Annotated in this window: 13 protein-coding genes; all 13 read right to left on the bottom strand. The window is 39.3% G+C overall.

From position 1 onward, the window contains the following. Window positions 1-23 precede the first annotated feature (23 nt). The 13 genes from QOS06_RS05460 to QOS06_RS05400 all read right to left on the bottom strand — a co-directional run bounded on the left by QOS06_RS05460 (window position 24) and on the right by QOS06_RS05400 (window position 16579). Complete coding sequence (locus QOS06_RS05460; protein ID WP_152719095.1) at window positions 24-1397, bottom strand: DEAD/DEAH box helicase; 1374 nt, start codon at window positions 1395-1397, stop codon at window positions 24-26. Between the two features lie 13 nt (window positions 1398-1410). Next, window positions 1411-2370 carry a DHH family phosphoesterase gene (locus tag QOS06_RS05455; protein WP_011953421.1) on the bottom strand — a complete coding sequence of 320 codons (960 nt, stop codon included), beginning with the start codon at window positions 2368-2370 and terminating at the stop codon, window positions 1411-1413. Window positions 2371-2496: 126 nt separating this feature from the next. After that, window positions 2497-2961 carry a preprotein translocase subunit YajC gene (gene yajC / locus QOS06_RS05450; protein WP_003671925.1) on the bottom strand — a complete coding sequence of 155 codons (465 nt, stop codon included), beginning with the start codon at window positions 2959-2961 and terminating at the stop codon, window positions 2497-2499. A gap of 71 nt (window positions 2962-3032) precedes the next feature. Then, entirely contained in the window at window positions 3033-4121 is a 1089-nt protein-coding gene (locus QOS06_RS05445) for a tRNA-ribosyltransferase family protein (protein WP_271901040.1), read from the bottom strand. A 12-nt stretch (window positions 4122-4133) separates the two neighbouring features. Further along, on the bottom strand, window positions 4134-5150 hold the full coding sequence (gene ruvB, locus QOS06_RS05440) for a Holliday junction branch migration DNA helicase RuvB (protein WP_078009172.1): 1017 nt from the start codon (window positions 5148-5150) through the stop codon (window positions 4134-4136). 14 nt (window positions 5151-5164) lie between these two features. After that, window positions 5165-5764, bottom strand: coding sequence for a Holliday junction branch migration protein RuvA (gene ruvA, locus QOS06_RS05435; RefSeq protein WP_153701126.1), 600 nt, complete (start codon window positions 5762-5764; stop codon window positions 5165-5167). Between the two features lie 12 nt (window positions 5765-5776). Continuing rightward, window positions 5777-7783: a DNA mismatch repair endonuclease MutL gene (gene mutL / locus QOS06_RS05430; protein ID WP_229288294.1), complete on the bottom strand. Its 2007-nt coding sequence runs from the start codon at window positions 7781-7783 to the stop codon at window positions 5777-5779. A gap of 11 nt (window positions 7784-7794) precedes the next feature. Then, window positions 7795-10440, bottom strand: a complete 2646-nt coding sequence (mutS, locus tag QOS06_RS05425; protein ID WP_283595614.1) for a DNA mismatch repair protein MutS — start codon at window positions 10438-10440, stop codon at window positions 7795-7797. 161 nt (window positions 10441-10601) lie between these two features. After that, entirely contained in the window at window positions 10602-12143 is a 1542-nt protein-coding gene (gene rny / locus QOS06_RS05420) for a ribonuclease Y (RefSeq protein ID WP_011953420.1), read from the bottom strand. Between the two features lie 234 nt (window positions 12144-12377). Beyond that, a complete protein-coding gene (gene recA, locus QOS06_RS05415) occupies window positions 12378-13466 on the bottom strand; it encodes a recombinase RecA (protein WP_078009169.1) in 1089 nt (362 codons plus the stop codon). An 89-nt stretch (window positions 13467-13555) separates the two neighbouring features. Continuing rightward, complete coding sequence (locus QOS06_RS05410) at window positions 13556-14803, bottom strand: competence/damage-inducible protein A (protein WP_283595613.1); 1248 nt, start codon at window positions 14801-14803, stop codon at window positions 13556-13558. 124 nt (window positions 14804-14927) lie between these two features. Then, window positions 14928-15515 (bottom strand): CDP-diacylglycerol--glycerol-3-phosphate 3-phosphatidyltransferase, encoded by a 588-nt coding sequence (gene pgsA / locus QOS06_RS05405; RefSeq protein WP_003666663.1) that lies wholly within the window; start codon window positions 15513-15515, stop codon window positions 14928-14930. A gap of 26 nt (window positions 15516-15541) precedes the next feature. Next, entirely contained in the window at window positions 15542-16579 is a 1038-nt protein-coding gene (locus QOS06_RS05400; RefSeq protein WP_283595611.1) for a helix-turn-helix domain-containing protein, read from the bottom strand. Window positions 16580-16667 lie beyond the last annotated feature (88 nt).

Below are 16667 nucleotides of genomic sequence, written 5' to 3'. Positions count from 1 at the left end.
TATAGCGAACAATTACTTTAAAATCAACGGGCATTTCGTTCACGGCGATGTTGTTTTTGTCGTGCACGCTTAGCTTTCCGAATTTTATGCCGTAATTCTAGCTTTCGTTTTTGCTGTTCGTCTTCTTTAATCGCCTTTTTAATTCGTTTCTTATAACCAGGTTTAACCTTCTTCTTAGTCTTTTTTACGTAACCCTTCATTGACGGATCAAGTTCATTTTGCCGCCGCTTATAATGCTTCCGACGATTACGGTCATGGGTAGTTACTAGTTGACCATTCTTTAATTCTTTTGGTACAAATTTAACTCCGCGCTCCTCAAGCTTAGCAATTAAATCATCTTCTGCTGGTTCATATAAGGTAATGGCTGTTCCTTTCATCCCATTTCGCCCTGTACGACCAACCCGATGAATAAAATATTCAAGATCAGTTGGCAAGTCGTCATTGATTACTAGTGATACTCCATCAATATCAATTCCACGAGCTGCTAGATCAGTTGCTACAACATATTGATATTCAAGATCACGAATTTGCCGCATTGTCCGTTTACGACGACGGGCTTCCAGTCCCCCATGAATCATCGCTACTTTGAGCCCTTGATTTTCTAAATACTGGGTTAATTCAACTGCTCGTTCTTTTGTATTAGCAAATACCAATGCAAGATATGGTTCACCAAGAGTCAGCAAACGATAGATTAGCTGGTTACGGTCCTGCCCCTTAGTTGACATTAACCAATTATCAACATCTGGATTAATTACTGCTTCAGTAGGAATCTCTTCAATTACTGGATTTTCCATATACTTTTTTAAGAATGGGCGCAGTTTCTGCGGAATCGTTGCTGAGAAAACCATCATTTGAAGGTCATCAGGAAAATGACTGGCAATTTGGTCAACTTCATGTAAGAATCCCATATCTAGGGTCATGTCCGCTTCATCCACCACAAACATTTTTGCTGTGTGAATATCCAATGCCTGACTCTTGATTAAGTCTAATACTCTTCCCGGAGTTCCAATGACCAATTGAGGCTGTTTTCGACTTAATTGGTCAACTTGATGCTGCTTGTCTGTACCACCGACATAATTGTGAATGGTAAGAGGATGAGGAGCATACTTATTAAGTTGCTTTGCCGCATTATAAATTTGGTATGCTAATTCCCGACTAGGAGTTGTGATTACTGCTTGAACGGTTTGATCTTCTGGATTAATCTTTGAAAAAATCGGCAAGAGGAAGGCATGTGTTTTTCCACTACCAGTTGCTGATTGCCCCACAACACTTCGTCCAGCCATAATCACTGGTATTACTTGTTGTTGGACCGGTGTTGGTTGACGAAAATTAATTTTTTGAATTGCTGTTAACAGATAAGGTTGTAACTGAAAATCAGCAAATTTTTTATCACTCATAGCTATTTCCCTTTCATTTTTGGTTTGCATAACTTTGTGTTAATTGGTCCAATTCATCAATCACTTGTTTAATTTCTGCTTCATCTTTAGCCTTAGCGCCACTAGCAAGTGGATGTCCACCCCCATCGTGCTGCTTAGCTAATTCATTAATTGTTGGTCCCTTTGAACGGAGACGAATGCGATAATGGCCATCTTCTTGTTCTACAAAGATCGCCCAGGCAATAACATCATGAATTCGACCTGGTAAAGAAACAATTGCGGATGTCCCGGCTTCAGTCAATCCGAATTGTTCTAAAATTTCATTGGTTAAGATAACATATGCGGCTCCATTATCTAATATCTGCAAATTTTCATAAACGTATGCTGATAACCGGGCCACTGGTAAGGTAATTTCATTTTCGTGCTGGCTAATTTCCGCGGCATTTGCGCCGGCTGCCATTAACGAACCTGCAACTAGCATCGTTCGTGGAGTTGTTGCTGGATAAAGGAAACGACCTGTATCGCCAATAATTCCTGCATATAAGGCATGGGCAGCCTTCTGGGGAAGAGTTAATTCTTTTGCAAATCGTTGATAAAAACTATAAATCATTTCAGAACAGCTAGAAGCATCTGGTTCAACCCACATAATATCGCCAAAGGGTTCATCGTTAGGGTGGTGATCAATCTTAATAAGTTCGTCCCCATTATCAAAGCGCCGATCATCAATTCGTGGCGCATTTGCTGTATCCGTAACAATTACTAATGCATCATCGAATGTCTGATTGTCAATCGTATCCATCTCACCGATCCAATCAAACCCTGGAATATGCTTCCCTACAACATAAATTTGCTTATATGGGAATGAAGCCCGCAAAATTTCCGCAAGGCCAACTTGTGAGCCAATTGCATCTGGATCAGGGCGTTGATGCCGATGAATAATTATTTTATTGTATTTTTTGATTTGTTCAAAAATTGCTGTTAATGGATCTGCCATTATGCTATTCTCCTTACCCGAATAAAATTTAACACTATCTTTTAGTATAGCAATAAACGCGATTAACAACCAAATAAAAAAGATGAAAATATTCGCCTGTTTACGACTATTTTCATCTAAATTAAATTACTTTTCTTCGCTGCCTTTTTGTTCATCGCTAGCACTCGCTGCAGATGTAGGTTCACTAGCAGCACTATCTGCTGAAGCATCTGCAGAACTGTCAGCGGCAGAACTAGCAACAGCTTTATTATCTTGGGGAACTTCACTAGCTGGTGCATCTGCTCGTTTAATAACACGGGCAATTGCCACCATATCAAAAGTAAGGTAGATCCCTTCACAATCTAAAGTAACTGTCCGGTCAGCCTTATTGATTGAATCAATCTTACCATGCATCCGGCCAATCGTAACAACTTCATCACCTGGGTGTAATTCATTCATCATCTCTTGATGTTCTTTACGTTGCTTTTGTTGTGGGCGAATCATAAAGAAGTACATTAATGCTACCATTAAGATGATTAAAATAATTCCTGAGTAACCACTTGCATTATTAGATGAAGCAGCACCAAGAACAAAACTACTCAAACTATTCACAGTTTATCCATCCCTTCAAAAAGTTAACTAGTATTAACTTTAACAAACTTTACCATAAAAAGCTATATGCTCTATTGATTCTGCAATAATTCTTGAACAAATTTTTTTGTTTGATGATTTTTAATTGCTTGTCGGAGACTACTCATTAATTTATTGAGGGTAAACAGATTATGCTGCAGCAAAAGTTGTTCACCGTAAAAACTTTGATTGGTAATTAAGCTATGGAGTAGTGCTTTTGAATAGCCCGCGCGACAAGTTGCACACGCACATTGACGATCAAGCACTTGTGAATCGAAGCTAAAATGTTGACGATCAAGATGAAGAACTGTCACTCCTTGATTAACTAATGCAATCCCATTAGCCGCTTTTTTAGCTGCTAGATTGCTATCAATTAAATCAACTCCTGCTAATATTGCCCCTATCAGCTGGTCAAAAGAAAGTGCAGCAGGGAGGTAGCGCAGTTTCTCCTCTCCTAGTTTAGGCGTAATTTCATTAATGATTCGACTAAACTCTTGATCATCTAAGCTGCTAGGGATCCCACTCAACCGATAGCCGCTTAACCCAGCCTCATCGACCGCCTTAATACTGACTGTCCGCAAATCTTTTAAGCCGCCACCAACAATTGAACCAAGGGCTTGGCCTTTTTGGGGCTTAACAACAGATAACCAGTCATTAGTTTGTTTTACCCCTACTTTTAAATCATCAACTGGCGCATAATAATCTGTTGCTTGGTCAAAGCTTTGAAAAATATCAGCCCCGAGCGCTTCTTGAACTTGAAGAGCAGTTTCTGGTTGCCAGAATTTTAGTTGTCCCGTTATCGGATCATGAAAACGAACGCCATCATGTTTTTTCCCGCGTGGCTTTGCTAAGTGATAGGCCTCCTCAGTTTCTAAATCCACAAATAAAAGGCCATCCCACTGAAAAAGTTGGTGGAGGTCTCCTAATTTTTCAGTCATCGAATCATATTTTAGCCAACGCTTTAATCCACTTGTCTTAACTGCACTTACACCAGCCTGATTAAGCTGGTTGGGTGATAATTTTGCTAGTTCATCTCCACTGGCAACCAAAGCCGGTGTTTCAATTTGTCGTCCATTAATCTGCAAAATTCCGGTTCGTGCTTGGCCATCGCTTTGATTAATTGTAAATTCTAACTTACTCATAATTTTCCTCAATCAATTTCTATCAGTTGGATATTCAATTCCTAAATGTTCATATGCTGTCGGTGTCACTAACCGGCCGCGAGGAGTACGACTAATAAAACCGATCTGTAACAAATATGGTTCATACATTTCTTCAATCGTATTAGTTTCTTCACCAATATTTGCTGCAATTGTTTTTAATCCCACTGGACCTCCATGGTAGAAATTGATCATCGTTAACAACATTTTCCGATCAATCTCATCTAAGCCCCGATCATCAACTTGGAGCAGCGATAATGCTTGCTTAACAATTGCTGAATCAATGCTTTGTTTCCCTGCTACCTGGGCAAAATCACGTACCCGTTTTAAAAGGCGGTTTGCGATTCGCGGCGTACCACGTGAACGAAGAGATAGTTCATGGGCCCCTTCATTTTGAATACTAGTATGGAAAATCTTGGCAGAACGAAAAATAATTTTTGTCAGTTCATCTTGAGTATAGTAGTTCATGTGTTCAACAATTCCGAAACGATCACGTAATGGTGCCGATAACATTCCGGCTCGTGTCGTTGCCCCAATTAATGTAAATGGAGGAAGGGGAAAATGAACGGGGTGCGCAGTCGGTCCCTCACCAATAACAATATCAATATAGTAATCTTCCATCGCTGAATAAAGCATTTCTTCCACAACTTTGGGTAACCGGTGAATTTCATCAACAAAAAGGACATCCCCCGGTTTCAACTCATTCAATAAAGCAACCAAATCTCCTGGCTTTTCGATCGCTGGTCCACTAGTCGTTTTGATATTAACGCCCATCTCATTAGCTATTACCATCGCTAAAGTTGTCTTTCCTAATCCTGGAGGACCATATAACAATACATGGTCAAGGGCTTCTTCTCGGGATTGGGCCGCCTTAATATATACTTCTAGTTCGTGCTTGATTTTAGGTTGACCAATATATTCCCTTAGTTTCTGTGGTCGAAGAGTTATCTCCACTTGGCTTTCTTCTTCTCCTGATGGGTGATCTGATAAAATACCATGATCATTTTCCACAAGTCTTGCACCTCCTAGTTAAGCAACCTTAATGCTTGTCTTAAGTATTCATCAGTTGCCATTTGTTCTTCTTTCATTAATGTCTTTTGAACCTTTTTAATGTCCCGTTCCTTGTATCCTAATGCAGCCAATGCTTCCAAAGCATCTTTCAACTCACGATTTACTGTTGCATCAACGGTAAGCTGAGTTGTTGCAAATAATGAGCTGCTGCTTTCATTAGTGAGCTTATCACGTAAGTCTAACACAATTTGCGAAGCTGTCTTTTTCCCGATTCCTGGGAACTTAGTTAAATAGCTAACATTATTATTAGTAATTGCATCAACAAGTCCCTGATGATCAGGGTTCGCTAAAATTGCTAAGGCACTCTTTGGCCCAATTCCAGAAACATTGATTAATTGCATAAATAGTTTTTTTTCATTTTGATCTGTGAAGCCAAATAAGGAAATATTATCTTCACGAACTGCTTGATAAACATATACTTGGACCTTCTTAGTCCGATCCTCTTGATAACGATAGGGATTAGCAACTAATAATTTATAGCCAACCCCATTAACATCAACAACGATATATTGTGGTGCAACAACAGTTACAAGGCCTGTTAAGTATTCGTACAAGGTAGTTCCTCCTTAAAATTCATGATCATCAAAATCGTCTGCATATGGGGTGTGTGAATCCTGAATTCGTTTAAACATTTTTTCTAAATCCTGATCATTAAAATGAACAGTTACCGGACGCCCATGTGGACAATTAAAAGGATTCTCACATTGCGGCAACCGTTTCAGCAAGGCTTTAGCTTCCCGTTCGTCAAGGTGGTGGTTAGCCTTTATAGCCCGCTTGCAGCTCATCATAATCGCTGTCTTCATTCGAAATTCTTTGACGGTTAGCTTTCCATTCTTAATTAACCAATCAATCATTTCTTTGGCCGTGTCTTCTTCTTGCCCCTCTTTAAACCAGGTTGGATGGGAGCGCAAAATAAAACTATTTTGACCAAATGACTCTAATTCTAATCCGACCGCTGCAAGCGTATCGAGATGCTGATTAATTGTCATTGCGTCGACAGTCGAATAATTAAGAACAAGCGGAACCAAGAAATTTTGCTGATCAGCGCTCACTTCCCCAATTTTTTGGCGGTAATACTCATAATTAATTCGCTCCTGAGCAGCATGTTGGTCAACAATGTAAAGACCATCTCCTGCTTGTGCTAATAAAAAGGTTCCCTGAAGTTGACCAATATATTGAAGATCAGGAAACCGATTTTGCTGCTGATCTTGTTTATCATGAACATCCAATTCAATATTTGCAGGTTTTACTGGCTTCTTAGTCATAGTGGGAACTGGAGCAGAAAATGGCGTAACTTCACCTTCATTTTGATAACGCTCATCAAATTTTTGCATTGCGGGCGTATTTAAATCTTCAAGATGATGGATAACGATCGGTGCTGGAATCTCACTATCAAGCGCGTCAGCATGTGCTGGATTATCAGCTGCTGGAGTTGAAATCTCAGTTGCTGCCTTTTCTGTTGCCGGCACTGCCGAAATCGGTGCGGCGTGATAAACAGGTGATGCTTCCTTTAACCGGCGATCAAGGTCCGCTACCTCATCATCATTAGGAATAAATTGGTCAGCATCGACATCCGGAATCAAGTTCTCAACTGCTATCCGCTGCCGAATCGTTTCAGCAATCAATTTTATTAATTGCTGTTCTTTGCTCAAACGAACCTCGCGTTTAGCTGGATGGACATTCACATCAACTAAAACAGGGTCCAGATCAATGTTAATTACCGCGATCGGATAACGACCAACCATTAGTTTTGATTCATATCCCTGAATAATTGCCTTTGTTAATTCAAAATTACGAATATACCGATGGTTGATTGTGATTGTTATATATTGACGTGATGCACGTGTTAATTCTGGTAAGGAAACAAAACCACTAACCTTAAAATCATCATCTGCACCACTTATCTCAAGCATCTTACGTCCTGCTTGAACGCCATAAATTGCGGCAACTACTTGTTGTAAATTATTATTACCTGCCGACCGAAATAATTCCCGCCCATTATGGGTAAAGCTAAAAGCAACCGCTGGATTTGCAAGGGCAAGTCGGTTAATGATGTCCGTAATTCTGGTTAGCTCCGTTTGAGGCGATTTTAAGTACTTTAATCGCGCAGGAGTATTAAAGAATAAGTCGGTTACCTTAATATCGGTTCCTTGACGCGCACCAGCCGGCTTCACTACTAATTCTTTTCCTCCTCGCAAATGAATCATTGTTCCTTCTTCTTGACCAGCTTGCGCAGTCGTAAGCGTTACATCAGCGACTGAAGCAATACTAGGTAACGCTTCACCACGAAAGCCCATCGTCTGCACCTTAAAGAGGTCATGGCGAGAATTAATCTTACTGGTTGCATGACGGTGAAATGCTAGTCTAATATCTTCAGCAGCGATTCCGTCACCATCATCAATCACGCGCACACTGTCTAAACCTGAATTTTCAACAATAATATCTACACGGTGACTATGGGCATCCAATGAATTTTCAACTAATTCTTTTACAATTGATGCTGGACGTTCAATTACTTCACCGGCAGCAATTTGATTGGCTAAAATATTATCTAATTCATGAATCTTTCCCATTAAATATCACCTTATTTCAATTTCTGCTGCCACTTATAAATTTGATTCATTACATCCATGGGTGTCATCCCCATTAAATTAAGTTCTTTTAATTGATGTAAAATCCGCCGATCAACACTCGATTCTTTTTTCTCAGGTTGAGTAGCAAATAATTCAAGTTGACCATTATCTTCAACAACTGGTGCAGACTCTTTCTTTACCGGTGCCGCTTCATTTATCTTTGCTGATATTGGTTCTGTATGGTAATTATCTGTTGCCGGTTTAGGCGCATTCGGTAGTTTTACATCCTTTTGCTCTAATTTTTGCAAAATAGTATCTGCACGTTTTAACAATAAGGATGGCATTCCCGCTAGTTTAGCCACGTGGATTCCGTAAGACTTATCTGCAGGACCTGCACTTACCTTATGCAAGAATACTAACTCCCCATCTTTTTCCGTTGCTCCTACGTGGACATTTTTAAGCCGCGTCAAGCTATTCTCAAGAGCTGTCAGTTCATGATAGTGAGTTGAAAATAGCGTCTTAGCACGAACATGCTGATGAACGTACTCAATAATCGCTTGCGCCAATGCCATCCCATCATAAGTTGCGGTTCCCCGGCCAATTTCATCAAAGAGAATCAAACTACGATCCGTGGCATGGGTCAAAGCATTATTGGCTTCCATCATTTCAACCATGAAGGTACTTTCACCAGAGATTAAGTCGTCAGCTGCCCCAATGCGTGTAAAGACTTGATCAAAAATTGGCAATTCAGCGGATTTAGCAGGGACAAAGCAACCAATTTGTGCCATTACCGCAATCAATGCTAGCTGACGCATATAGGTACTCTTCCCTGACATGTTTGGCCCAGTAATCAAGAGAATATCGGTATCTTCTCCCATCAAAACATTATTAGGCACATACTCCTGGTGTCCCATAAACTTTTCCACAACTGGGTGACGACCATCTTTAATTTTTAATACGTGACCAGTATTCATTTTAGGACGGACAAAGTGGTAGTCTTCACTAACAACCGCAAAGCTTTGGAGTACATCTAATTCCGCAAGTTGTTGTGCTAATTTTTGCAGGCGTGTAATTTGTCCCTTGACTTGTTCACGGATTTTAACAAAAATATCATATTCCAAGGCTGTTGACTTTTCTTGCGCTCCCATTATCAATGCCTCTTTTTCTTTTAATTCTGGAGTAGAAAAACGTTCAGCATTAACTAATGTTTGTTTACGCTCATAGCGATCTTTAGGAAGCTTATTAAGATTAACTTTTGTAACCTCAATATAATAGCCAAATACATGATTATAACCAATTTTGAGGTTATTTATGCCCGTTAATTTCCGTTCATGTTCTTGCAGGTCCGCAATCCACTGTTTTCCATTATTCATCGCATCACGGTATTGGTCTAATTGGTCATTATAGCCATCCTTAATCACGCCACCTTCAGTAACAGCAATTGGCGGTTCTTCAACAATTGATTGATCAATTAAATCTGCCACATCGTCCAAGGGATCCAATTGTTTTTGCAAGTCTTCAAAGACAGGTGAATCAAGGGTTTCTAAAACGTATTTTATTTTAGGAACTTGCTTTAAGGAAGTCTTAAGTTGAATAAGATCACGCCCATTAACACTTCCATAGGCAATCCGTCCTGCTAAGCGTTCAAGGTCGTATACCTTAATTAACTCTTGTTGCAAATTACTTCTCTCAAAATAGTGGTCTAATAACTCTTGGACTTTATCTTGTCGTTCACTAATTGCATTTTGATTAATCAACGGCCGGTCAATCCACCGTTTAAGAAGACGACTGCCCATTGCTGTTTTTGTCTCATCTAAAAGCCATGCCAAGGTCCCCTGACGCTTCCCACTTCGCATATTGCGCATTAATTCAAGATTTGTTTTTGAATAGTGGTCGATCTTCATAAAAGAACTTAGTTGATATGCAATTGCTTTCTGCAGGTGGGCCAAAGAGCGTTTTTGGGTCGTTAATAAGTATGACACAAGTAATGCAACAACGTGCTGTTGAGTTTGATCATCAAGGTCTTGAGTAAGATAACTAATCTCAGCATTTTTAAGGACCGTTGGCTGATGTGATTGAAGAATATTTCGTTGCTTAAACTGAGTTGTTATTTCAGCTGGCAACTCACCGTCCACAACTACTTCCTTGCTTTGGAGATTAACCAATTCATTAACCGCGTCATTTGCATTATTTAAGCTTGTCGTTTTAAGCTCCCCAGTTGATAAGTCGGTATAGGCAATACTAAATACCCCATTTTGTCCACTAATCGCTGCAAGATAATTGTTATCACGTGCCTGTTCACCATTTAAATCCATTTGCGTTCCAGGTGTAATTAAGCGGGTAACAGCCCGTTTAACCATTCCCTTCGCCTTTTTAGGATCTTCCATCTGTTCGCAGATTGCTACTTTATAACCCTTATCAATTAATATATCAATATAGTTGTTAACTGCGCGATGGGGCACTCCACACATTGGAATTGGATTTTTTGCACTATGGTTTCTCGTTGTTAAGGTTAGCTCAAGAAGTTGCGCTCCTTTAACCGCATCGTCATTAAATAGCTCATAAAAATCACCAAGTCGGTAAAATAAAAAGGCATCTGGATATTGATCTTTTACCTTTTGATATTGTTCCATCATCGGTGTTGTTTTTTTTGCCACTAAATTTCACCCCATTAATATATTTTTTAATCTTAATAATAAACTAATTATATTTTGTGTCTAAATTTGCTGCAAGATCTCTATAAATGATGGATGTTATTTAAAATAATAAAGAGACTGAAGGTTATACCCAGCCTCTTTATAGGAACTGAAAAATCAGTTTATTTAGCATAATCAACTGCTCGAACTTCCCGAATAACGGTTACTTTAATATGTCCTGGATATTCTAATTGCTTTTCAATTTTGTTCTTAATATCATGTGACAAAGTTGTTGCCTGCAAATCAGAAATCTTCTTCGGTTTGACAATCACGCGAAGTTCTCGACCAGCTTGAATTGCATAACTATGGTCGACACCATCATAACTGTTTGCTATGCTTTCTAGTTTCTTTAAACGTTGAATGTATTGTTCTAATGACTCGCTTCGAGCACCAGGACGGGCCCCTGAAATTGCATCTGCTGCTTGTACAAGAACAGCAATTACAGAATTAGCAGGGACATCTCCATGGTGAGAAGCAATCGTATTGATAACCACTTTATTTTCTTTATACTTGCGGGTTAGTTCTACACCTAACTCAACATGTGAACCATCAACTTCATGATCAATTGCCTTCCCAATATCATGGAGGAGCCCAGCACGTTTTGCTAATGTAACATCTTCCCCAAGTTCAGCAGCCATAATTCCGGCTAACTTAGCAACTTCGATTGAGTGGTCTAAGACATTTTGACCGTAACTAGTCCGGTACTTCATTCTTCCGACCGTCTTAATTAGGTCTGGATGCATTGAATGAATTCCTAGATCAAACAATGCTTGCTCACCAGTCTCCCGTAGTTGAGTATCCATCTGCTTACGAGCCTTATCAACTGCTTCTTCAATTCGTGCAGGATGAATACGACCATCTTGAATTAATTTTTCAAGCGCGATCTTAGCAATCTCACGTCGTACAGGATCAAAGCCGCTCAATACGACAGCTTCTGGCGTATCATCAATAATCAAATCAATACCTGTTAACGTCTCTAAAGTTCTAATATTTCGACCTTCACGACCAATTATTCTTCCCTTCATATCATCATTAGGAAGATTAACAACCGAAACAGTCGTCTCTGAGACAACATCCGCAGCACTACGCTGAATTGCTTCAACAATTAATTTCTTTGCATTACGTTCTGCAGAAAGTTCCGCTTCTTGTTCACTGTCACGAATCATTACTGCTCGTTCAGTTTTTAACTGTTCTTTTACTTCAGATAATAATAACTGCTTAGCATCTTCTTGTGACATTTGAGCAACTTTTTCAACTTCTTGTTTGCGTTGTTCAATTAAGGCTTCTGCTTGTTCCTTTGATTGATGAAGCTGCTCTTTTTCTTGATCTAATTTACGTTCACGAACACCAACTGCATTCTCTCTTTTTTCTAGAGCGCTATCCTTATGATCTAAAGAAGCCTCCCGTTGGAGTAATCGGTCTTCCTGTCGTTGGACCTCACTCCGCCGCTGTTTTAACTCATCTTCCACTCTCTCGCGGTATTGATGACTCTCTTCTTTCGCTTCTAAAATAGCTTCTTTTTTCGCCGTTACTGCTTCTTGTTTTGCTTTAGAAATAATACCTTTAGCATCATTATGTGCTTCTGCAACTTGTTTTTCATATGAAACCTTGCGAATTACATAGCCGACAATAATTCCGACAACCATAGCAAGCGCGGCGAACATTAAAATTTTCACTATTTCACCTCCGCTTCAACTATTATGTTGTTGGTATGAATAAATTAATTTCACCGTGTAACGTCAAAAAACATCACACAAGTTAAATTTTAATCTTGCCACACTAAGGTGTCAACTATTGAATTTATCAATTGCTTAAACAGCCAGTATAAAAAGGGAAATCCCTAATATTCAGCTATTAATGCTAAAAAATTAGGGAATTTCAACTTCAAATATTATTATTTATTCTTTACTTGCTTCTTCAATTGTTTCTTGTTTATTTTCACCAGTCTTACCACTGGCTTTATCATCAGCAGTTTCTTTCGTTGACTTTTCATTTAACGGTTCCATCCCATTTGCAACACGAACTTTATCCATTAATTCATTCATGCTATCTGGGTGTTCCTTAAGCCACTTTTTAGCATTTTCACGACCTTGCCCAATCCGCTCATTACCATATGAGTACCATGCACCGCTCTTGTCAACAAGATCGTTTTCAACTGCCATATCCAGCAATTCACCAGTCTTAGAGATTCCCTCACCATACATAATGTCAACTTCACACCGTTTGAATGGCGGAGCAACCTTATTTTTAACAATCTTTACTTTAGCTTTATTTCCAATAACATCCGTACCATTCTTAATTTGTTCCGCACGACGAATTTCCATCCGGATAGTTGAGTAAAATTTAAGTGCCCGTCCACCAGTTGTTGTTTCAGGGTTACCAAACATCACTCCAACTTTTTCACGGATTTGGTTAATAAAGATGGCAATTGTCTTTGTCTTATTAATTTCGCCAGAAAGTTTTCGAAGAGCCTGAGACATCAAACGAGCTTGTAATCCAACATGGGTATCACCCATATCACCATCAATTTCAGCACGAGGAACTAATGCTGCAACTGAATCAACAATTACTAAGTCAACTGCCCCACTGGAAATCAATGCATCTGCAATTTCCAATCCTTCTTCACCACTATCAGGCTGTGAAAGCAATAGGTCATCAATATTAACACCCAAGGCTTCTGCATATTGAGGATCAAGCGCATTTTCAGCATCGATATAGGCTGCTGTTCCGCCTTGACGTTGTACTTCTGCTACTGCATGTAATGCTACAGTAGTCTTACCAGAACTTTCAGGGCCATAAATTTCAACTATCCGACCACGAGGATATCCACCAATTCCAAGTGCCTTGTCAATAGCAAGGGAACCACTAGAAACTGAAGCAACCTTCATATCAGTGGCGTCACCCATTCGCATAATAGAACCCTTACCGAAGTTCTTTTCGATCTTTCTGATAGCAACATCTAATGCTGCTTTTCGTTGGTCAGCCAAATCAAATTCCTCCTTTTTTACGGTTTATCCGATAACTAATAATAACAGTTTTAGCCAAAAAAACAAGAAAAAAGTGAACAAAAGTTCGTTTATTTTTTTAGTTCACGGTAAATTAATTGAAGTCCATACTGAACACTTAATGTACGAATCGCCTGTCTTCCAACATAGGATGCAAGATGTAATTGAACGGTTTTAGTTGGGCGCCCTTTCATTGCTAGTCCAATCCAGACCGTCCCCGCTGGCTGCCCTTCTAACATATCTGGGCCGGCCACACCAGTAAAGCCAATTCCAACTTCAACATTTAATTTTCGGCGACACCCTTCAGCCATTGCCGCAGCAGTTTCAGAACTTACTACCCCATATTGGTCAATAGTGTCGTGAGGAATTCCTAATAACTTTTCTTTTGCACTAGCAGCATAGGTAACAAAACCACCATTAAAAACAGTCGAGGCTCCTGGTACGGAACAAATAGTACTTTGGAACATCCCCCCTGTTAAGCTTTCTGCTGCTGTCAATTTCCATCCGCGATTTTTTAATTGTTCAACGACGACTTTGGCAAGTGTAAGGTCATCCCCAGCTCCAAAGAAAAATGGTTCTTCAACTGCAATAATTGCTCTTTGTGCCTGATCAATTTTTTCTTCAGCTTCAATCACTGGTAAGTCACGCACGGTGAATCGAACCTGAATTGCCGTTGGTTGAACATAAGAAGTAATGCTTATCCCTGGTATATCGTTAGTAGCCTCTTCAATTTCATCCATTAATTGTGACTCCGGCTGCCCTAAAAAGTTTAATGTCCGACTGGTAATTTGTTTTCCTGTTTGAAAATATTGCTGGAGTTTAGGAATCAGACTCTTTTCAACCATTGCCTTAAATTCGGCGGGTGGTCCTGGTAAGACAACCACAACTTTACCCTTAGTTTCATACCAACATCCTAGAGCAAGCCCAACAGGATTGGCAAGTGGCTCGCCTCCCCGTGGATACTGGGCTTGACGAATATTCTCTGGTTCCATTTTTATTTGCCGTTGCTCAAATGTTTTTTGAATCCATTTCCAGTGTTCTTCGTCAGTCCACAACTCTTTCCCTAAGACTTTGGCAACTGTAGGCATCGTAACATCATCTGCAGTTGGTCCGAGTCCCCCACAAACAAAAACTAATTGAGCACGAGTCAAAGCGTGGTTAATAACCCGCTCTAATCTCTGTGATTGATCGTCAACAGTTGTTTGATAAGTAGCCGGTAAGTCAAGTTGGGTTAGTCTGTTAGCTAAGTACGCGGCATTAGTATTAACTATTTGTCCAAGGACTATTTCAGTTCCTACTGAGATAATTTCTGCATCCATAAAACTTCATCCCCTATTAATATATATACGTAAAGTATAGTCATTTTCACTAAAATCTTAAAACTATGAATATAAAAAACATGAGGGTGAGAAAAAACAAAAGTTTTTTCTCACCCTCCATATTCTATTTAAATCCATCCGAAAAGACATCGCGTCCCTGGATAAAGTAATCCACTCCAGAATAAATAGTAAAGAACAAGCAAATATATAACATTATTTGGCCAAATGGAATATTCCAAATAGCAAAAATAACATTATTTAAGAGTAAGAAGATAATTGCAATAAACTGAGTAGTTGTCTTAATCTTCCCCGGCATTTTAGCAGCTAATACTACCCCGTCTTGTTCCACTAACAATAAACGTAAGCCCGTAACAGACAATTCTCGCCAAATAATGATTGAAGTAACCCATGATGGAACAACACCATTTCCAGTTAAAACGATAAATGCAGTCATGACAAGCAACTTATCAGCAAGCGGATCAGTAAACTTTCCAAAATTAGTTACAAGATGGTGCCGTCGCGCAATTTGTCCATCAAGATTATCAGTAATTGTTGCTGCAATAAATAAAATAGCAGCAATAAGCTGAGCCATCGGGATAGTTGCTCCCCAAAAACTTACAGCTCCCCAACTTTGTAATGGCAGCACCATTAATAATAAGAAAAAGGGAATAATAATTAAACGTATAACAGTTAGTTTATTTGGTAAATTCAATGTTCTAACTCCTTTAGTCCTCTTAATTAACGAGTTGGTTGATTACTTTGTTGACTAGCATTTGTCTGAGGACGACTGTTATTATTAGCAGCAGACGGTTGAGTAGCATTATTAGGACGTGCCGAGGATGACGAAGCTTGGCTTGAGCTATTTGACGGCTGAATTGCTGAATTGCTGCTTGTTTGGGTACGTCCAAAGTTAATCGTTACATTCCGCGTGTTCTGGTAACGGCCACTATTAGTAAAGTCGATTTCTTGATTACCGAGTTTTAATTTTGTTGCCCGGGCATTGCCAACCGTGATTATTAATGAAGTTGTATCACGACTTATTTTTACACTAGTTTTTTCATTGTTATTCAAAGTTCTGTTTAATAAGTCATTATTATTTGCTCTTACTTGCATCCAAGAACGATCACTTGGTTCAATTTGTAGCGTTGTGTCTTTAGTAAGTTGACTTGCTGTGTAAGTAACGCTTGTGTCATTCCGATTAGGTGCTTCTTGAAGCTTGATTGCCGTTGATTTGCTTTGCTTTGTACTTGCCTTTTTAGCAGAGGTAGAGGCCTTCTTACGACTCTCTCCAGAAACAGATACTGAACTATTATCAATCCGTGTAGAAGAATCGCGATGATTGCGAGCAATGGCCGTAATCCAAATAGCTGCCAACACTAAAACAATCACACAAGCAATAATAATCGTTGGCATGTAGTTACGAACCTTATCTACGCTCCCACTAACAGTTTTTCGTTGGTTTGCACGAGTTTCAACTGCTTGAGCCAAGTGGTCGGAATACTCTTCCGTTTTAGTCTGTGGTAATTGATCATCGTATTTTTGCAATAATTCATTACCATCTAAGCCCACTGTATTGGCGTATTGCTTAATGAACGCACGAACATAAAAGTCACCAGGAAGTTCATCAAAATTTTCATCTTCAATCGCGATTAAATACCGCTTTTGAATCTTAGTCATTTGTTGAAGGTCATCAAGGGTATAGCCCTTTTCTTCCCGTGCTTTTCGTAAAATTTTACCGATTTCTAGTCGTTTTTGATCGTTCTCGTTCTCACTCATTATTCTATCTCCATTTTCATTTATCTTTACTCTTGGATATTATATCATGCTCAATTATATATTAGCTTATCGGAATAAATCTATAGGA

The sequence above is a fragment of the Limosilactobacillus sp. DJ3M12 genome, from assembly GCF_947381695.1.
Classification (GTDB): Bacteria; Bacillota; Bacilli; order Lactobacillales; family Lactobacillaceae; genus Limosilactobacillus; species Limosilactobacillus kinnaridis.
Note: the sequence above shows the minus strand (reverse complement) of the source record. Positions and strands in the feature narration are given on the sequence as shown.